18 protein-coding genes are annotated in these 18,855 nt (G+C 46.2%); 14 read left to right on the top strand and 4 right to left on the bottom strand.

The genetic code is table 11. The annotated features are described in order from the left end of the window. The first annotated feature begins 49 nt into the window (after positions 1-49). Positions 50-346 carry a DUF1840 domain-containing protein gene (locus tag B2337_RS06155; protein WP_292414689.1) on the top strand — a complete coding sequence of 99 codons (297 nt, stop codon included), beginning with the start codon at positions 50-52 and terminating at the stop codon, positions 344-346. Positions 347-506: 160 nt separating this feature from the next. Beyond that, the gene (locus tag B2337_RS06150) at positions 507-2,066 is read left to right on the top strand and encodes a cation:proton antiporter family protein (RefSeq protein WP_292414691.1); all 1,560 of its coding nucleotides are present in this window, start codon (positions 507-509) and stop codon (positions 2,064-2,066) included. 78 nt (positions 2,067-2,144) lie between these two features. Here B2337_RS06150 and ycaO read toward each other — a convergent pair whose 3' ends face one another. From ycaO to B2337_RS06135, 3 genes are all read right to left on the bottom strand, one after another. Further along, positions 2,145-3,887, bottom strand: coding sequence for a 30S ribosomal protein S12 methylthiotransferase accessory factor YcaO (gene ycaO / locus B2337_RS06145; protein ID WP_292414692.1), 1,743 nt, complete (start codon positions 3,885-3,887; stop codon positions 2,145-2,147). Between the two features lie 148 nt (positions 3,888-4,035). Next, on the bottom strand, positions 4,036-4,236 hold the full coding sequence (locus tag B2337_RS06140) for a DUF3185 family protein (protein ID WP_292361255.1): 201 nt from the start codon (positions 4,234-4,236) through the stop codon (positions 4,036-4,038). A gap of 25 nt (positions 4,237-4,261) precedes the next feature. After that, positions 4,262-4,621: a GlcG/HbpS family heme-binding protein gene (locus tag B2337_RS06135; protein WP_414673661.1), complete on the bottom strand. Its 360-nt coding sequence runs from the start codon at positions 4,619-4,621 to the stop codon at positions 4,262-4,264. Between the two features lie 284 nt (positions 4,622-4,905). Here B2337_RS06135 and B2337_RS06130 point away from each other — a divergent pair, with 284 nt between their 5' ends. From B2337_RS06130 to B2337_RS06085, 10 genes are all read left to right on the top strand, one after another. Beyond that, on the top strand, positions 4,906-5,217 hold the full coding sequence (locus B2337_RS06130) for a hypothetical protein (protein ID WP_292361253.1): 312 nt from the start codon (positions 4,906-4,908) through the stop codon (positions 5,215-5,217). Positions 5,218-5,422: 205 nt separating this feature from the next. Continuing rightward, positions 5,423-6,763, top strand: a complete 1,341-nt coding sequence (miaB, locus tag B2337_RS06125; RefSeq protein WP_292414693.1) for a tRNA (N6-isopentenyl adenosine(37)-C2)-methylthiotransferase MiaB — start codon at positions 5,423-5,425, stop codon at positions 6,761-6,763. A gap of 21 nt (positions 6,764-6,784) precedes the next feature. After that, the gene (locus B2337_RS06120; RefSeq protein ID WP_292361251.1) at positions 6,785-7,759 is read left to right on the top strand and encodes a PhoH family protein; all 975 of its coding nucleotides are present in this window, start codon (positions 6,785-6,787) and stop codon (positions 7,757-7,759) included. Beyond that, entirely contained in the window at positions 7,756-8,220 is a 465-nt protein-coding gene (gene ybeY, locus B2337_RS06115) for an rRNA maturation RNase YbeY (RefSeq protein WP_292414694.1), read from the top strand. The genes B2337_RS06120 and ybeY overlap by 4 nt, the downstream gene beginning before the upstream one ends. Continuing rightward, positions 8,217-9,092 (top strand): HlyC/CorC family transporter, encoded by an 876-nt coding sequence (locus tag B2337_RS06110; protein WP_292414696.1) that lies wholly within the window; start codon positions 8,217-8,219, stop codon positions 9,090-9,092. The genes ybeY and B2337_RS06110 overlap by 4 nt, the downstream gene beginning before the upstream one ends. Continuing rightward, the gene (gene lnt / locus B2337_RS06105; RefSeq protein WP_292414697.1) at positions 9,092-10,603 is read left to right on the top strand and encodes an apolipoprotein N-acyltransferase; all 1,512 of its coding nucleotides are present in this window, start codon (positions 9,092-9,094) and stop codon (positions 10,601-10,603) included. The genes B2337_RS06110 and lnt overlap by 1 nt, the downstream gene beginning before the upstream one ends. 6 nt (positions 10,604-10,609) lie before the next feature. Further along, on the top strand, positions 10,610-12,061 hold the full coding sequence (locus tag B2337_RS06100; RefSeq protein WP_292361247.1) for a TrkH family potassium uptake protein: 1,452 nt from the start codon (positions 10,610-10,612) through the stop codon (positions 12,059-12,061). Further along, positions 12,062-12,637 (top strand): class I SAM-dependent methyltransferase, encoded by a 576-nt coding sequence (locus tag B2337_RS06095; protein ID WP_292361246.1) that lies wholly within the window; start codon positions 12,062-12,064, stop codon positions 12,635-12,637. A gap of 124 nt (positions 12,638-12,761) precedes the next feature. Continuing rightward, entirely contained in the window at positions 12,762-12,962 is a 201-nt protein-coding gene (gene rpmE, locus B2337_RS06090; protein WP_014705308.1) for a 50S ribosomal protein L31, read from the top strand. Between the two features lie 28 nt (positions 12,963-12,990). Then, on the top strand, positions 12,991-14,463 hold the full coding sequence (locus B2337_RS06085) for a M48 family metalloprotease (RefSeq protein WP_292361245.1): 1,473 nt from the start codon (positions 12,991-12,993) through the stop codon (positions 14,461-14,463). A gap of 186 nt (positions 14,464-14,649) precedes the next feature. On the opposite strand, the gene B2337_RS06080 is transcribed toward B2337_RS06085, so the two are convergent. Further along, a complete protein-coding gene (locus tag B2337_RS06080; protein WP_292414698.1) occupies positions 14,650-17,034 on the bottom strand; it encodes a penicillin-binding protein 1A in 2,385 nt (794 codons plus the stop codon). Between the two features lie 200 nt (positions 17,035-17,234). Between B2337_RS06080 and B2337_RS06075 the strand changes: the two genes are divergently transcribed. Together B2337_RS06075 and B2337_RS06070 are read left to right on the top strand one after the other, a co-directional pair. Beyond that, positions 17,235-18,293 (top strand): pilus assembly protein PilM, encoded by a 1,059-nt coding sequence (locus B2337_RS06075; RefSeq protein WP_292361243.1) that lies wholly within the window; start codon positions 17,235-17,237, stop codon positions 18,291-18,293. After that, positions 18,293-18,853: a PilN domain-containing protein gene (locus tag B2337_RS06070; RefSeq protein WP_292414699.1), complete on the top strand. Its 561-nt coding sequence runs from the start codon at positions 18,293-18,295 to the stop codon at positions 18,851-18,853. The genes B2337_RS06075 and B2337_RS06070 overlap by 1 nt, the downstream gene beginning before the upstream one ends. Positions 18,854-18,855 lie beyond the last annotated feature (2 nt).

Raw genomic sequence — 18,855 nt, 5'->3', positions numbered from 1 at the left:
ATAGCCTGGTTATTTGCTCGATGAAAAATTTCACCAACTGGAGAAAGTAATGGTCGTCACCTTTAGCACCAAAGCCTATTCCAATATCACCATGATGGGTGATGTGGCCAAAGATATGCTGAAAATAATGGGCCACAGTGGCACTGTTCCGGGAGCCTTTCAGCCCCGTGACTTACCATCAGCTTTATCGAATCTGCAACAAGCCGTCGATTCAAGTAAAGCGGCAGAACAGGATCCTAAAGAGGGTGAATTCAAGCCAGGTTTGTCGCAGCGGGCATTGCCATTAATCAACCTTTTAAAAGCCGCCATTGACGCTAATGCGGATGTAATGTGGGATGGCAAATAGCCTGAAAACCCAGTGATAACAGGCGTAGTGAACATTTTATAAAAACGTGTTTAACAATCCGTTGGCAATGCGCTGAAAGGTAAGTTTGTCAGGTATGATTACCCTTTAACTCAATATGACGATTGGCTTGCAATCGCTCATCAGACAGGGGAGTCACATCGTGGAACCGGCCTATTTTATTTATGCCTTTGCAGGTGGTCTGCTGGCAATGATTTTACGCCTGCCACCGTTGGCCGGATTTCTGGTAGCAGGTTTTTTGCTCAATTATTCGGGCTATACGCTCACGCCGACGCTTGAGGCTGTCGCCAATCTTGGTGTGACCTTATTACTGTTTACCATCGGTTTGAAGCTCAATATCCGCACTTTATTACAATCGGAAGTGTGGGGCGTTGCCAGTTTGCATATCACCTTGTCCAGCGTGTTATTTGTGCTGATTCTGGGCTTGCTCAAATTCGCCGGTATCATGCTGATGCAATCGACAGACTGGACAGCCATTGTCATTCTGGCGTTTGCCTTATCGTTTTCCAGTACGGTATTTGCTGTCAAAGTGCTGGAAGAGCGCAGTGAAACCCAATCTTTTTACGGACGGGTGGCGATTGGTATCTTGATCATGCAGGATATTTTTGCCGTGATTTTCCTGTCAGCCACTACGGGCAGTTTGCCTTCAGTCTGGGCATTAACATTATTCTTATTGATCCCTGCAGCCCCATTTCTACGTCAATTACTGGATCGCCTCGGTCATGGCGAAATGCAGGTATTGTTTGGTTTTGTCCTTGCGTTAGTGCTCGGCTATAAGCTGTTTGAACTGGTGGGTTTGAAAGGCGATCTCGGTGCCTTAATCATGGGAATTCTGCTGGCGCCTCACAAAACCTCGGCTAATCTGGCACGATCTTTATTTAATATTAAAGAACTGTTTCTGGTCGGCTTTTTCCTGTCGATCGGTCTGACGGCATTACCCAATTGGGAGCATGTTGGGCTGGCATTGTTATTGTTAGTATTGTTACCCCTGAAAACCGTGCTATTTGTGGTGATATTTCCCCGCTTTAAATTACGGGTCCGCACCTCAGTATTAGCATCGATGACACTGAGCAATTACTCCGAATTTGGCTTGATCGTAACGGCTTTAGCGATGACTCAAGGCTGGTTGAACAGTGACTGGTTAGTGATTTTATCGTTATCAGTCGCGATGAGTTTTGTGGTGGCTGCGATATTGAACAACTATAACGAACGTCTCTATCAATTAAGCCGTAATCGATTGCAGGAAGTGCCTGCGGCTGAATTACATCCACATGACAAACCTATTGAATTAAATGGCGCACAGGTGGTTATTTTGGGCATGGGCAAAATTGGCCGTGGCACCTATCAACGGCTGCAGCAAAAATATAATTTGAATGTGCTGGGAATCGACAACGATGAAAACAAAGTGGAACGCTTGAGTCAGGATTATCAAATCGTTGAAGGCGATGCAGTGGATTCTGATTTTTGGGACAAATTGTTGGTGAGTGATCAGGTGCAACTGGTGGTACTGGCAATGCCGCATCATGCCGGTAATGTCTATGCGCTTAAACAATTGCGAGGACGGGATTTTAAAGGTCGCGTTGCGGCCATTGTTGAATATTCTGATGAAGTTGAGCGGCTGAAAAATCTGGGCGCTGATGAAGTGTTTGAAGTCTACGAAGGTGCCGGTCTATCGTTGGCGGATCAAGCGATGCAGCAGTGAATATCATGGTAAAACGGTAAATCAAAGGCCAGCAATCAGTCTGGCCTTCATTTTGGATAAGGTGTATTTCAGCGCAGTTTATTTCCAGTTGGTACGCTTGGCATGTTGGAGTTTTTCATAACCAGCCAGTAAGGCATTATGCCGCTCAAAACCTACCAGGCTGAGGCCAGGGCAATGCAGGTTGTGGAATAGTTTTTCACCTTCGACGATTTGAATGCCATCATCAACATTTTGTTGACCGTACATCAAAGCCAGGCCTTTGCTGTATTCAGCGTAATCGCGTTCATCATCCCATTTGATTTCCAGCAGTGCCTTCAGGCAACGGTAAAACAAAATGTTTTCTTCGCTGGCCTGATCCAAAGCCAGACACCAGTCAATCCAGTCGATAGCTTCTTCATCTTCTAATGCCAGATAGAGCATGGCTTTGAGTTCGCCGAGGCGAATTTCGGCCCATAAAGTACCGGGATCCGGCGCGAGACCAATAAACGGGGCGACCGGAGTCTGATCGTTATAACCGCCTTCATCCAGACGATCCAGAATATCCTGCCAGAGTTCAGCATCGCCATCTTTCAGGGTCAGGAAATCTTCGCGGAATAAAGCGCCTTCATTATTGTTTTCCCAAACTAATTCATCGACCGGATAAATATCGGACATGCCTGGTACCAGAATGCGGCAGGCATAGACATCCAGATGATGGTAATCGGCAATATAGATATCAAAACCCAAGCCGTGGATTTTGTCGGTCAGGAATTTGAACTCATCGGCGGTGGCATCATCATAATCCCAATCGAAGAAATCGTAATCAGGCGTTTCGCGGAAAAAGTCGTTAGAGATGTAACCGCTGGAATCAATAAAATGCATTTCCAGATTGGCAGGCGAAGCGACCTCATCCAAATCAAATGTTGGTGGATGAAATACATCCAGCTGATCCAGGCCGCGGCCCTGCAATAATTCGGTGACGGTACGTTCCAATGCCACTTCAAAACTCGGATGTGCGCCAAACGAGGCAAACACTGAACCATCTTTTGGGTTAATTAATGTCACGGACATTACTGGAAACTGACCGCCCAGTGATGCATCAGCTACTCGCAGGTGATAACCGTGATCACGTAATTCCTGTAAGGCCTGTTGGATTTTTGGGAAACGGTTAAGTATTTCATCAGGGACTTCTGGCAGGCAAAGCCCTTCGGCAATGATCTTGTTTTTCACATAACGTTCAAACACTTCAGACAAACCCTGAACACGGGCTTCATTCTGCGTATTACCGGCTGACATGCCATTACTGACATAAATATTGCCAATCACATTGACTGGAATGTAACGGATTTCACCATCACGCAAACGTTGGTAAGGCACGGCACAGATACCGCGTTCGCCATCACCTGAGTTGGTATCAAACAACATATCCGGCGTCAGTTCATTTTCCGGATCAAAATATTTCCACAGGCTTTCATCCATCAAGCCTTCCGGCATCTCATCACCATCAATATCAAACCAGCGTTCATTGGGATAGTGCACAAATTCGCTGTTACTGTGATGTTCGCCCAGATAGAAATCAGCAAAAAAGTAATTGCAGCTAAGCCGTTCGAAATACTCGCCCAAAGCACTGGCCAGACAGGCTTTTTCACTGCTGCCTTTGCCATTGGTAAACATTAAAGGACAGGTTTTATCGCGGATATGCACAGAATAAACATTACTGACCGGATTGAGCCAGGAGGCTTCTTCGATATCAAAACCAAACGATTTTAATTTGGCCTGCATGGTGGCGATGCTGGTTTCCAGATCGCTGTCTTTGCCTTTAATAAAGGTTTGTTCAGTCATGATGAAGTACTCGTGTGGATAAAAAAGCCCCCAGTAATGGGGGCTTTTTCAGTTAGCCTGCTTTGGCTTCACATCTTAACAGCTTTGCGGGTTGTGCTTTTTGCATAATTGCCATTGCCTGATTTATGAGTCGATGGCATCTTAAAATTTATTTTTTGCCGAGTGCTAAAAAAGCGCCCACTACCACAGCTACAGCACCACTAATGATGAACCACATGGTTTCATCGGTAAAACGGCCAGTAAGTGTTTCAGTGACCTGATCGCCTAAAGACTGTGAAGCATTCCAACCGAAAATCAGCAGAATAACGCCGACAACTAACAAGATAATGCCTAAAAGTTTGGAACTCATATTCTCTCTCCTTTAATTATTTTATTTATGTTCTCCATAGATGTTCCGGCAAATCACAGACACTGATGATTTCGGCTCCTGCATGAGCGACCAGATCATCGTTTTCGACTGAGCTGCCATTTACACCTATCGCGCCCGACATAAATGCTTCATCATCGACAATCGGTACGCCCCCCGGAAAAGTAATCATGCCATCGTTTGAATGCTCAATACCATATATAAGGCTGACCGGACTGAGACAGTTGACCTGTTTCTCCACTGGGTATGCCGAAATAAACGGCGTACGGGCTTTTTTGGTGGGAATATCAATACTGCCTACCCAGGCATCATCCATGCGATAGAATGCTTTCAGCGCAACACCGGAATCTACTACGGCAATGCCCATTCTGGTATCAGTAGATTCGGCTTTTTTGAGGGCACCATCAATGGCTTTTTGGTTCGCTTTACGGAATTAACGTGCATGGTTATCTACTGATGGGGTGCTGGATTAGAATTTGTTGAACGTATTTTTCAACAGTAATATTTCACAGAGAAATGGGTATCCAGACAGGGAATGTGATTGCAATGACAACAATGTTGAATAAAAGCGGTTCCACTATAAAAGTCCCAGATATAAGCGCATTAATGTAAGTCAAAACGACTTATTTCATTTGATGACAGGATAAGCCTATGAGAACCGTTTTTTTATTACTCAGCGTAACTCTGAGTATCTTGGTAAATCAGGCCATTGCTGAAGATCGTCAGGCTCTCCAGCAACAACTTAATCAGGCTTGCGAAGCAGCGAGGTTGGAGAAACTGAAACCTGTACGTGAAAAATATGCAGCAGAATGCGTTGCGCAGTGGGATCGAAGCCAGGAGTATTGTGATCGTTTTTACAGTGATTATGGCAATCAGGGCGGTGCTCAAACGCCGTTGTTTTACGATCTGCCGGAGTGTGAAAAGGCCTGGAATTATCTTAATAGTCAGCGTCGACCTGACTAAATGTTCAGTTCAGATATTCTTGACCAAAATTGCTTGGCAACTGAGGATTCTGGAGTGCCTGTATGCGAGTGGCTATCTGATAGTTGTGTGTGGAGGGATCATGGTTTTTTAAAGCCACTATTTTGCCCCTGAAAAAACAATCACTTGTCTGTACTAAGTAGGTAAAAAAGCGTATGCTGTGCGCCCTTTATCACTAACTGATTTTATGGCCGGAAAACTTTTTATCAGAACCTTTGGTTGCCAGATGAACGAGTACGACTCGAACAAGATGGCCGAGGTGCTTGCTGCGTCGCATCAACTGGAAACAACCGATATCGCTGAAGAAGCGGATGTGTTGTTGCTCAATACCTGTTCGATCCGCGAAAAAGCTCAGGAAAAAGTTTTTCATCAACTGGGTCGCTGGAAACGCTGGAAGGATAAAAAACCGCATCTGGTGATCGGTGTCGGTGGCTGTGTGGCCAGTCAGGAAGGTGAAGCGATTCGTAAACGCGCGCCTTATGTGGATCTGATCTTTGGGCCGCAAACCCTGCATCGTCTGCCCACCATGCTGGATGACGTCAGAAAAAATAATAAACCGGAAATTGATATCTCGTTTCCTGAAATCGAGAAATTCGACAATCTGCCAGCGCCAAAAGCGGATGGCCCAACAGCGTTTGTTTCTATCATGGAAGGTTGCAGCAAGTACTGCACATTCTGCGTCGTACCGTATACCCGCGGTGAAGAAGTCAGTCGTCCTGTGGGGGCCGTGCTGCGGGAGATTCGACAATTGGCTGCGCAGGGTGTGCGTGAAGTCAATCTGCTTGGCCAGAACGTGAATGCCTATCGTGGCATTATCGAAGATGATGAAACCGCTGATCTGGCGTTACTGATGCACTACGTTGCTGCAATAGATGGCATTGAACGTATCCGTTTTACCACCTCGCATCCGGTGGAGTTTTCTGACTCATTGATTGAAGCATTTGCCGAAATCCCTCAATTGGTCAATCATTTGCATTTACCGGTACAGTCCGGTTCGGATCGCATTCTGGCGATGATGAAACGTGGTCATACCGTCGCGCAATATGTTGAAAAAATTGAGCGAGTGAAAAAAATCCGCCCGAACCTCAGTATGTCGAGTGATTTTATTGTCGGTTTCCCGAATGAGACTGAAGAAGACTTTAATGCAACGATGGCGTTGATTAACCAGATCGGTTTTGATCATTCTTTCAGTTTTATCTATAGCGCGCGTCCCGGTACACCGGCAGCGATGTTTAATGATTCAGTCTCTGAAGAAGAGAAAAAACAACGCCTGCAAATTATGCAGGATCGTTTACGTGAACTTGAAAACGCGGTCAGTGAATCCATGCTCGGCACGGTGCAACGTGTATTGGTAGAGCGGGCTGCACATCGTGATGCAGCAGAAATTGCCGGACGAACAGAAAATAATCGGGTAGTGAATTTCCCCGGTGATATTGCGCTGGTGGGGAAGTTTGTCGATGTGCGAGTCACAGAGGCACACACCAATTCCTTGCGAGGTGAACTTCTTGCTGATAGCGTTATCTTATAACTCCTTTATGGAATCAAATTTGTGGTCACTCCAACTGTAACAGTTGACTCGATAAGCTTTGAATTAAGTCCTGCGGACAACCCCCGATTAGCCAATTTGTGCGGTCACCTGGATGAACATATCCGGATGATGGAACGTGGATTTGGTGTGGAAATTAATAATCGTGGTGGAAAATTCCAGATTATTGGCAAGCCGGAAATGCTGACTGAAGTACAGGAAGTGATTCACGCGCTGTATGCCGATACCGCACAATCCATTATAGAACCCGAACAGGTTCACTTGGCTATTCGCGAATCAGGCGGCACTGAAACCACCGGTTTTGAGGAAGAAAAAGAAGTCACTATCAAAACCAAGCGCGGTTTGATCAAGGCGCGTGGCGAAAATCAACAGGCCTATCTGCGTCGCGTCATGACCCATGACATTAACTTTGGTGTGGGACCCGCCGGAACCGGTAAAACCTATCTTGCAGTCGCCTGTGCGGTAGAAGCACTGGAACGTGATTTTGCCAGACGAATTGTGTTGGTCAGACCTGCTGTTGAAGCCGGAGAAAGACTTGGTTTCCTGCCCGGGGATCTGGCTCAGAAGGTTGATCCCTATTTACGTCCATTGTTTGATGCGCTTTATGAAATGCTGGGATTTGAAAAAGTTGCCAAGCTGATCGAGCGTAATGTCATCGAAGTGGCGCCGCTTGCCTATATGCGTGGTCGTACATTGAATGAATCTTTTATTATTCTTGATGAAGCGCAGAACACCACGGTTGAGCAAATGAAAATGTTTCTGACCCGACTGGGGTATAACTCCACAGCGGTGATAACCGGTGACATTACGCAGGTGGATTTACCGGGCTCAACCCGTTCGGGTTTGCGTCATGCTATTGAAGTCTTAAAAGATATTGATGGTATCGGTTTTACTTTCTTCCAGGCTAAAGACGTGGTGCGCCATTCATTGGTGCAAAAAGTTATCCTGGCCTATGAAAAGGCTGAAACCAAGTCGTGAACGTCATCATTGATTTGCAGCAGGCTACTGATGCAGATGTTCCATCAGAACAACAATTCCAACGCTGGGCCAGCGCAGCGCTGGCCGAAGTCAATGAAGACTGTGAATTAAGTATTCGTCTGGTGGATGAAGCAGAAAGTGCCGAATTGAATAACGACTATCGTGGCAAAAATTATCCCACCAATGTTTTATCCTTCCCCTTCGAGTCACCCGTGCCGCTGGAACCTATGTTGTTAGGTGATTTGGTGTTGTGTGTAAACGTGGTTGAAAAAGAGGCCGCCGAGCAGAATAAAGTGCTGCAAGATCACTGGGCACATCTGGTCGTACATGGCTGTTTGCATTTACTTGGTTATGATCATATTGAAGACGATGAAGCCGAGCTGATGGAATCGTTGGAAATCCGTATTTTAGATAAACTTGAGATCAAAAATCCTTATATAGAGCAGAGGGTTACATCATGAGTGAGGGACGACCGAGTCGCTCAGACAGTCCAGTTTCCTGGGTGCGAAAATTAAGTAATCTGTTTCTGGAGCCAAAAGACCAGGAACAGCTGATTGAACTGTTACGCAATGCTTCCGAGCGACATATTCTTGATGCTGAAGCCTTGTCGATTGTCGAAGGTGCCTTGAGTGTCTCGCAAATGCAGGCACGCGACATCATGATCCCGCGTTCTCAGGTGGTGATGGTTTCAAGAGATGCGCCAGCAGAAGAAACATTGAAGCTGGTGACCGAAACCTCGCATTCCCGGTTTCCGGTGATTGATGATGATCGGGATGATGTCATCGGCATTTTACTGGCCAAAGATCTGCTTTCAGCTGTTGTCAGCTCTGGTGAGTTTAATTTTGATTTGCGCGAATTATTACGTCCGGCCGTATTTATCCCGGAAAGTAAGCGATTAAATGTTCTGTTACGTGAATTCCGTGCCCGTCGTAATCATATGGCCATTGTTGTCGACGAATATGGTGGCGTGGCAGGCATGATCACCATCGAAAACGTGTTGGAACAAATCGTGGGTGAAATTGAAGACGAGCATGATGTGGATGACGATGCACCGATTTTACAGCGTGATGAAAACACCTTCACTGTAAAAGCACTGACACCTGTCGAAGACTTTAATGAGTACTTCGAAACGGAGTGGAGTGACGATGACTTTGATACCGTTGGAGGCCATGTAGTGAATCAATTCGGTCATTTGCCTGGCCGTGGTGAGCAGGTGACCATCGGTCAGTTCGAGTTTACTGTGCTACGGGCTGATAAACGTCGTGTGCATTTGTTGCGTATGGTAGTTTTACCCGAAGTTACTGATAGCGATAGCGATAGCGAAACGGAATAATGACAAACCCCGGGCAGATTGCTTGGCAAGGTGCATTTGGTCGCTGGGCAGCATTGATTGCCGGTGCCATTCTGCCGTTTAGCCTGGCACCCTTTCATTTTTATCCATTGGCGGTGATGAGCCTGCTTGTTTTATTTCTGAGTTGGCAGCATGTCACTCCGCGACAAGCCTTCTGGCGTGGTAGTTTGTTTGGCATCGGCATGTTTGGCGTCGGCGTTTCCTGGGTGTATGTCGCCATCCATGTGTTCGGTCAGGCCAGTGTATTTCTTGCAGGGTTACTGACAGCCTTATTTGTCATTGCTTTGGGGGCAATGATTGGTGCACTGGGATGGTTGCTGAAGCGTCTAACTGGTTCGAGACTTACGGCGAAAGATTTCCTGATATTACTGCCTGTCAGCTGGCTGTTGTTTGAATGGTTCAAAGCCTGGTTTTTGACGGGGTTTCCTTGGCTTGAAGTTGGCACCGGACAAATTGAAGGCCCGCTTGCCGGGATGATTCCGTTAATTGGTGTGCATGGGGCTTCCTGGCTGGTGGCATTGACTGCCGGTAGTTTGGCGGTGGTGATTTCTCAGCGTAAATGGTCGCTTTTATTACTGCCTTTAGTGATTTGGGGCGGTGCTTTTGCATTGCAGTCGGTTGAATGGACAAAACCAACCGGTGAGCCGATTAAAGCAGCATTAATTCAGGGTAATGTGCCGCAGGAGATTAAATGGGACCCGCAGCAATTGCGAAATACCTTACAACTCTATGCTGACTTGAGTCGCCAGCACTGGGATGCGGATGTGATTGTATGGCCTGAAAATGCGGCAACCGCGTTTTATCATCAAATAGATGAAGGTTATCTGGCACCCTTGGGTCGCGAAGCGCGTTCGCAAAATACCGATATTCTTCTCGGACTGCCGGTGCTGGACGAAAATGGCGAAGACTACTACAACAGCATGGTCAGTCTGACCGACACGCCGGTGTTTTATCATAAACGCCATCTGGTTCCGTTTGGTGATTATGTGCCGTTTGAAACGTTACGTGGTTTGATCAAATTCTTTGATTTACCGATGTCGGCCTTTGTCCCCGGATCAGCGGATCAGCCACAAATGTTGCTGGCCGGACAGCCTGTTGGTGTATCGATATGTTATGAAGATGCATTTTCATCAGAGGTGAGAGACACCGTACCAGCGTCAACCCTGCTGATAAATGCCACTAATAATGCCTGGTATGGCGATTCGTTTGCACCGCACCAGCATTTACAGATTTCACGCAGTCGGGGACTGGAGACTGGCAGGCCGATTTTGCGGGTGACCACCAATGGTATTTCTGCGTTTATCGATCACAGGGGCAAACTGCAGCAGCAAAGTCCACAATTTGAACTGGCAGTGCTGACAGGAGAGATTCAGCCCCGGGATGGTATTACCCCCTATGTGCGACTGGGGCAATGGCCATTATTAATATGCATTTTGTTGTTGCTGGGCCTATGGGCGTATTATCAGCTACTTCAACGCCGTAACGACTCATAATCTGATATGCAATTACTCACTATCCAGCGCATTCTGGGCATCTTACTGAGTTTATTCAGTATTACGATGTTACCTCCTGTACTGGTTTCCTTGTGGTTCGATGATGGGGCTGCTACGGCATTTTTAACGGCATTCGTAATATTGGTCAGTACCGGTCTGTTACTTTGGTTGCCAGCCAGAAAGCATCAAAAAGAGCTGAAAATCCGTGATGGTTTTATTGTGGTTGTCATGTTCTGGATTGCCTTGGGCTTTTCCGGAGCGTTACCGTTTTATTTGACGGAATCGCCTCAAATGAGCATTACCGATTCCGTATTTGAGTCAATGTCGGGTCTAACCACCACCGGTGCAACAGTGTTGGTGGGGCTGGACACTTTGCCGGAAGCCGTATTGTTTTATCGTCAGTTTCTGCAATGGTTGGGCGGTATGGGTATTGTCGTATTGGCGGTGGCTATTCTGCCTTTATTAGGTGTCGGTGGTATGCAGCTTTATCGGGCTGAAACCCCAGGGCCGATGAAAGATGCCAAATTAACCCCGCGTATTACCGAAACCGCCAAAGCACTCTGGTATATCTATTTAAGCTTAACAGTCGCCTGTGCCATCGCTTATCGTTGGGCGGGAATGACTTGGTTTGATGCTATAGGCCACAGTTTTTCTACTGTCGCTATAGGCGGTTTTTCTACCCATGATGCCAGTATGGGCTTCTTTAACAGCGCCACCATTGAAATGATTGCTGTGGCGTTCATGCTGATTTCAGCGATGAACTTTTCGCTGCATTTTCTGGCCTGGCGACATCGTAGTCTGATGCATTATTTGAGAGACTCTGAGCTGAAAGTCTTTTTAAGTATTATGTTTATTATCTCTCTGATAACAGCAAGTTACCTATATTTTACCGGCACTTTTGATGATGGCTGGACCTCGGCGCATCATGGCATTTTTCAGGCAGTTTCGATTGGTACGACAGCCGGTTTTACCACGACAGATTATTATTTATGGCCCGGTTTTCTGCCGATTTTATTGTTGATGACCAGCTATATTGGCGGGTGTGCTTTCTCCACGGGGGGAGGCATTAAGGTTATCCGTGCCATGCTGCTGTTCAAGCAGGGGTATCGTGAAGTATTACGGTTGATTCATCCCAATGCGGTATTTGCTATCAAGGTCAATGGCAAGGCTTTACCTTCTAAGGTGGTTGGGGCGGTCTGGGGCTTCTTTGCCCTGTATGTTTTCTGTTTCAGTATCATGCATTTGATGTTGATGGCGACAGGACTTGATGTTGTCACGTCATTTTCCGCAGTAACGGCGTGTTTGAATAATCTGGGGCCCGGCTTGGGTGATGTAGGGGCAAATTTCGGTCAGATTAATGCCACCTCGAAATGGGTTTTATGTGTCGCTATGTTATTGGGCCGTTTGGAAATTTTCACTTTGTTAGTTGTATTGACCCCTGCATTCTGGCGTCGTTAGATGACTGGTATTCAACAAAAGTGGGATAAACGTTACCGTGAGCCGGTTGGTAATTATCCTGAACCAGCCTGGGTATTACAGCAAAATCAGCATTTATTACCCGGACACGGAAATGTGGTGGATTTAGCCTGTGGTTTGGGAGCCAATGCTTTATTAATGGCCAGTCTTGGTTTACAGGTCCAGGCTTGGGATATCAGCGGCGAGGCGTTAGCAAAGCTCTCAATAGAAGCCGAAAGACGTCAGCTTGATTTGAGTATCGAGCAACGTGATGTTTCCATAATGCCTCCGGCTCCTGAGAGTTTTGATGTGATTGTGATCAGTCAATTTCTGGATCGTCCGTTATGCCAGCATATTGTTAATGCATTAAAGCCTGATGGATTAGTGTTTTATCAGACGTTCTGCCGCGACAAGCCCGATAACAAGGGGCCGCAAAACCCAGAATTTTTATTGGCAGATAATGAACTGTTGGACTTGTTTGCCAGTCTCAGGATCAGAGTTTATCGTGAAGAGGCTTTACTGGGGGATACGAGACAAGGCTGGCGTAATCAGGCAATGTTAGTTGCTCAAAAGTCGTAGTAAAAATAAATACTTATTTAAGGCTTGCTGAAAAGCCGATGGATCAGTAGAATTACACGGTTCAGAAAGGGCAAACATATAAAGTGTGTTTGTCAGGCAAACATTATTATTGGCGAGAACAGATATGAAAGCGGATATCCATCCAGATTATAGCGAAATCAATGTTACCTGCAGCTGCGGTAACAGCTTCAAAACCCGTTCAACACGCGGCAATGACCTGACGCTGGATGTATGCTCAGAATGTCACCCGTTCTACACCGGCAAACAGAAAATGCTTGATAGCGCCGGCCGTGTTGATAAATTCCGTCAAAAATACGGAAAGTAATCTTGCGGGCAACTTGCCGGAGATACTGATGAATATCATCAACACCACATACAAAAGCCTCTGTCGATTGACAGGGGCTTTGTTGTTTCTGGGGCTTTTATCAGGTTGTGCACAGAATCCGGTCACTGGTGGCCAGGACTTTGTGATGTTCAGCGAAAACAAAGAACTGGAAATGGGACGTACCTATCATCCGCAAATCGTTAAAGAATACGGTTTGTATGAAGATGAAGCGTTGCAGAGATATGTTCAGGATATAGGGCAAAGACTTGCCGCAGTCAGTCATAGAGATGATCTGGTTTATCGCTTTACTGTGCTGGATTCACCGGTTATCAATGCGTTTGCTTTACCTGGCGGTTACATCTATATCACCCGCGGCTTGATGTCTTATCTGAATTCTGAAGCTGAACTGGCCGCCGTGTTAGGGCATGAAATAGGCCACGTTACTGCAAGACATGGTGTGCGCCAGCAAAGTGCCGCACAGGCGGCTAATTTAGGCTATACCCTTGGTGCAATATTAGTTCCTGGATTACGCACGGCAGGTGCCCAGGATTTGTTTAATTTGTTTGGTGGCGCCTTGCTCAGCGGTTATGGCCGTGAGCATGAACTGGAGTCGGATAGACTTGGCGCAGAATATCTGGCCCGCTCTGGTTATAACCCCCAGGCAATGATTAATGTGATTGGAGTATTAAAAGATCAGGCAACCTTTGCTGAAGCGGAAGCTAAAAAACAGGGGCAGGATTATCAGGGATACCATGGCCTCTTTGCTTCACATCCTGATAATGACACTCGGCTGCAGGAAGTGGTTAAGGCAGCAGATCGATATAAAACATCAGAAGGTGTTGAAGGCGCTGAGCGCTATTTGAAGCGTATTGATGGCATGGTGTTTGGCGACAGTGAATCACAGGGAATTCGTTCAGGTAGAAATTTCTATCATGGTGAAATGCAATTTGCGTTGAGTTTTCCAGTAAATTGGCATATTCAAAATAACCCTTCCAGCCTGCGAGCTGTTGCACCTCAGGGTTCAGCGATTATTGAAATGGGTGTATCTGATCTTAATCGTAAACAGAGTCCTGCTGAATTTATCCGGGATCGGTTGAATATTAAAGATCTGAAGAGTGGAGAACCTATCACCAGCAATGGTCTTCAGGGATATACCGGCTTGGCAGCTGCTCAAGGCAAAACCGTTCGTGTTGCGGTCATGTATTTACGTGAACAGGCATTTATTTTTATCGCCACGACTAAAGCCGCTGGGGATTTTAAACGTTTTGATGCCAGCTTCCGTGAAACGGTAATGAGTTTTCATGCATTACGTGATGATGAAAAACATCTTGCCAAAGCACAGCGTATAGAAGTCGTACAGGTTAGCAAAAATGATAGTTATGCAAGCTGGGCTGCTTCGACCCGGATTAGCAATAGCCCAATCCAACAGCTACGTTTACTGAATGGTCATTATCCTAATGACGAGTTGCAACCTGGACAATTGGCCAAGCGTATTCGTTAATTTCTCTTTGCTCCTGGCTTTGCAACAGAGCAGTTTCAGGTTGTCCCTGTTGAGAACGCAAGTGCGTTAATTCCAATACTCGCTATAAGGTGTGGTGTCAGGCCTGTTGCTCTTCAACGATCACTGTTTAAAAATAACAGGCCTTACCGTCGGCAGATTTGTGTGCCGGGAGGGTAAGGGTCGTATTCAGAACAGATCAATGAGTGAATCATCCTCGTCACGACTTGAACTGCTGCCTCCACGCATTGCAGGAACATTATCCTTATGGAAGGATTCGTAGATAGCATTCTGATCGCCCGGGCGGGCCAATAATCCTGTTTCAGTATCTATTCGAACGGTGACCATGTCCACTGGCTGTTCAAAGGCGTGTTCAGGCTGATCTTCCAGAGCAATACGCATAAAATCAATCCACATTGGCAACGCAGCACGGCCACCCGTTTCATAACGGCCAAGCGTTCGAGGGTTATCAAAACCAACCCAACCGATAGCAACTAAATCCGGGTTATAACCATTGAACCAGGCATCAAGTTGATCATTGGTTGTGCCGGTTTTTCCGGCCAAATCATTTCGATTCAAACTCAAGGCCTGACGACCCGTGCCGAACTTCACAACATCACGCAGCATGCTGTTAATAATATAGGCATTTTGCGGCGTGATAACCTGTTTAGCAGGATAAAACCCTAATAACTCAGCCTGCATTAACGCTTCTTCTTCAGTTATATCTTCATTGGGAACAGCACAGCTATCGCAAACCTTCTGCGGTTTGGTCTGCATTAAAATCTCGCCTGCTGTATTTTCTACACGGGAAATCACATAAGGATCCACCAAGTGACCGCCGTTAGCCAATGTTGCGTAAGCGCGGGCCATATCTAATGGTGCAGCGTTACCACTTCCTAACGCTATAGAAAGGTTTGGTGGCACCTGATCCGGTTTAAACCCAAAACGCTGTACGTAATCCACCGTGTAGGCGATGCCGATATCTCTTAACAGGCGAATAGAAACTAAATTTCGTGAGTGGGTAAGCGCTTCTCTAAGGCGAGTTGGTCCAAAAAAGCGTCCACTGTAATTTTCGGGGCGCCAGACATTTTCAAGACCAGGATCATCAAATACAACGGGTGCATCGTTGACCACGGTAGCGGCGGTATACCCTTTTTCCAGAGCGGCAGAATAGACAAAGGGTTTGAAGCCTGAGCCGGGTTGACGTTTTGATTGTGTCACCCGGTTGAATTTATTCTGAAAGAAATCAAAGCCGCCTTGCAAAGCAGTAATGGCACCATCTTCTGATGCAAGTGAAACCAAAGCACCCTGTACTTCCGGGATTTGCGTCAACTGCCATGCATCATCTTCTAAAGCTCGTAGATAGATGATATCGCCCACAGACAATACATCCGCTATGGTTTGTGGTTTTTTTCCCATACTGTTGGCACTGAGCTGTGGTTGCGCCCAGCTGACGGCTGAAAAAGGTAATTCGATTTGCCCGAAGCGTTTTACAAATACCTGGGCAATGTTGTCTTCGATACTGAGCACTAAGGCCGGGCTGATTGAGCCGATAATGGAATAATCTTTCAGATGCAGTTCCGATGCGGCCAAATCCGGCAGTTCGCTCAGTTCTACCTTGGCCGCTGGTTCCCGATAACCATGGCGTTTGTCATAAGCCAGCAAGGCATCCTGTAATGCTTTTGTTGCCGCCTGCTGATGTTTGGCTTTAATGGTGGTAAATACGCGAATACCGTTTTCATAGATTTCTTCACCATATTCGGCGACCAGGTAAGTTCGGACCATTTCGGCAACATACGGTGCATAGACTTCTATTTCGCGTCCATGATAGCGAGCACTTACATCTTCTTTAAGTGCTTGCTGATACTCGGCTTGTGTGATGAAACCGACATCCAGCATTCTTCTCAGCACATAATTTCGACGATCGAGAGCCCTTTCGGGCGAGGTAATCGGGTTGGTCGTTGAGGGGGCTTTGGGCAATCCCGCTATCATGGCCATTTGCGCGAGCGTCAAGTCTTCGAGTTTTTTTCCGTAATAGACTTCTGCAGCTGCCCCAACGCCATATGAGCGATGTCCCAGAAATATTTTATTCAGATACAAAGCCAGAATTTCTTCTTTAGACAGAATATTTTCTATTTCAAGTGACAGAAAGATTTCATTGATTTTGCGCAAATAGGTTTTTTCGTTACTTAAGAAAAAATTACGTGCCACCTGCATGGTGATAGTGCTGCCACCCTGGGCTTTTTCACCCGTCAGTGCCAAAGAATAAGCGGCCCGAAGCAAGCCTTGATAATCCACCCCCGGATGCTGGAAAAAACGATCATCTTCAGCAGCCAGAAACGCTTCAATAAGTTTAGGAGGAATGTTTTCGTAAGTGACAGGTATACGACGTTTTTCGCCAAACTCTGCCATCAGCAGACCTTCTTCACTGAAAATACGTAAAGGTATCTGCAACTGCACCGTGCGCAACGATTCTGCGTTTGGCAGTTTGGGAGATAAAAACAGATAGACGACAGCGATAAACAGCAGGCCAGCTATGAAAAAGGTAAAGCCCCATTTAAAAAGGCGTGACACAAGTCGCGACATTGGATTATTTGGTTCGCAAAAAATAAAACCGTAGAGTATATATAAACATCGTAATAATGCCAGTTAATCACTTTTCGGGAAGATGTCACATTTTTAGTTGTTGACATCCTGGTAATTGTTAATAAACTACTTTAACTTACAAAGGTAAGTGTACTTCACACATCATTTCGATGGAATTGGGGCGATGCATGTTTGGACGTAAAAAATCCCCTTTACTAGGGATAGACATCAGTTCTTCAGTTGTGAAGCTGTTGGAACTTAATAAACGGGGTGATCGTTACACCGTCGAATCGTATGCGGTAGAGCCTTTACCGGTCAATGCTGTGGTAGAAGGACGAATTGAAAACAGTGACGAAGTTGCCGGCGCGATAAAACGTGCGGTGAAACGTTCAGGTACTAAATCCAAAGATGCCGCCGTAGCGGTTTCGGCAAACTCAGCCATTACCAAAGTGGTTTCCTTTCCCGCCTCGATATCAGAGCGGGATATGGAAGAAAATGTGATGCTGGAAGCTGAAAACTATATCCCTTACCCACTGGATGAAGTTCGACTGGATTTTGAAATTCTGGGGCCTTCGGCCGCGGATGCCGATGCCGTAGATGTGTTACTGGCCGCTTCACGGCGGGAAAATGTTGATGCCCGCACTGATGTATTGGAAAAAGCCGGACTTAAGCCTCGCCTGGTTGATGTTGAAGCGTATACCGTTGAAAATGCTTTTTCATTAATCGCCAGGCAATTACCCAATCAGGGAAATGGTTTAACCGTTGCCGTTGCAGATGTCGGGGCAAACGTGACCACACTGCACGTACTGGTCAATGGCAAAATCGTTTTTACCCGGGAACAGACCTTTGGTGGTCGAATGCTCACTGAGGATATTGAGCGTTACTATGGCATGTCTTATCAGGAGGCGGGGCGTGCCAAAAAAGATGGCAGCTTACCGGATGATTATCAGCCTAAAGTGCTTGAGCCCTTCAAACGATCCATGGCCGTCACTATTACCCGCGCCCTGCAATTCTTCTTTTCCGCCTCCAGTCAGTATCAATCCATAGACCACATCATTATTGCTGGTGGTTGTGCCTCAATCGAAGGTGTTGATCAAATTGTCGAGGCGGAAACGGGTACTTCTACATCGGTGGCCAATCCATTTACGGATATGGCTTTAGGCTCTCGAGTCAAAGTACAGGCGATTAGTAATGATGCCCCATCGATGATGATAGCGTGTGGGCTGGCCATGAGGAGCTTTGACTAATGGCACATATTAATCTTCTGCCATGGCGTGAAGAAAAGCGCCAGGAAAGACAGCAACAGTTTTATGTCGTAATGGGACTCACACTGGCATTTGCGATATTGGTTTTTTATGTTTTTACCAGCTATATGAACGGACTGCTGGATAAACAAAATCAACGTAATAATTATCTGCAACAGGAAATCACCAAATTAGATATTCAGATCAAAGAAATTCAGGACTTAGAGAAAAAACGTGATCGGCTACTGGCCAGGATGCGGGTGATTCAAGACTTGCAACAGAGTCGACCAAAAGTTGTGAAAGTGTTTGATTCGGTGGTTAGAACAGTTCCGGAAGGAATTCATCTTCAAGTTTTAAGCCGCGAAGGCGATAAATTGATTGTGCAGGGAGTTGCACAAACCAACGCCAGGGTATCTGTATTTATGAATCAACTGGATAAGGATCCGGAGTTTAGTGAATCAAAACTTCGTGTTGTTCAGCGTACATCTACCCGCGATGATGCAATTCGTCAATTTACTTTGGAAGTTACTGAGTCCAAACCTGAAACGAATGAGGAGCAATAGGC

The organism is Methylophaga sp. UBA3192 (assembly GCA_002363955.1).
In the GTDB taxonomy this organism is placed as follows: Bacteria; Pseudomonadota; Gammaproteobacteria; order Nitrosococcales; family Methylophagaceae; genus Methylophaga.
This window is presented reverse-complemented; position numbering and strand designations above follow the sequence as displayed.

Bases quoted from the DNA above. Each gene is read 5' to 3' on its own strand.
- B2337_RS06155 (WP_292414689.1), top strand. From the start codon at position 50: ATGGTCGTCACCTTTAGCACCAAAGCCTATTCCAATATCACCATGATG.
- ycaO (WP_292414692.1), bottom strand. From the start codon at position 3,887: ATGACTGAACAAACCTTTATTAAAGGCAAAGACAGCGATCTGGAAACC.
- B2337_RS06140 (WP_292361255.1), bottom strand. From the start codon at position 4,236: ATGAGTTCCAAACTTTTAGGCATTATCTTGTTAGTTGTCGGCGTTATT.
- B2337_RS06135 (WP_414673661.1), bottom strand. From the start codon at position 4,621: ATGGGCATTGCCGTAGTAGATTCCGGTGTTGCGCTGAAAGCATTCTAT.
- B2337_RS06130 (WP_292361253.1), top strand. From the start codon at position 4,906: ATGAGAACCGTTTTTTTATTACTCAGCGTAACTCTGAGTATCTTGGTA.
- miaB (WP_292414693.1), top strand. From the start codon at position 5,423: ATGGCCGGAAAACTTTTTATCAGAACCTTTGGTTGCCAGATGAACGAG.
- B2337_RS06110 (WP_292414696.1), top strand. From the start codon at position 8,217: ATGAGTGAGGGACGACCGAGTCGCTCAGACAGTCCAGTTTCCTGGGTG.
- lnt (WP_292414697.1), top strand. From the start codon at position 9,092: ATGACAAACCCCGGGCAGATTGCTTGGCAAGGTGCATTTGGTCGCTGG.
- B2337_RS06100 (WP_292361247.1), top strand. From the start codon at position 10,610: ATGCAATTACTCACTATCCAGCGCATTCTGGGCATCTTACTGAGTTTA.
- B2337_RS06095 (WP_292361246.1), top strand. From the start codon at position 12,062: ATGACTGGTATTCAACAAAAGTGGGATAAACGTTACCGTGAGCCGGTT.
- rpmE (WP_014705308.1), top strand. From the start codon at position 12,762: ATGAAAGCGGATATCCATCCAGATTATAGCGAAATCAATGTTACCTGC.
- B2337_RS06085 (WP_292361245.1), top strand. From the start codon at position 12,991: ATGAATATCATCAACACCACATACAAAAGCCTCTGTCGATTGACAGGG.
- B2337_RS06075 (WP_292361243.1), top strand. From the start codon at position 17,235: ATGTTTGGACGTAAAAAATCCCCTTTACTAGGGATAGACATCAGTTCT.
- B2337_RS06070 (WP_292414699.1), top strand. From the start codon at position 18,293: ATGGCACATATTAATCTTCTGCCATGGCGTGAAGAAAAGCGCCAGGAA.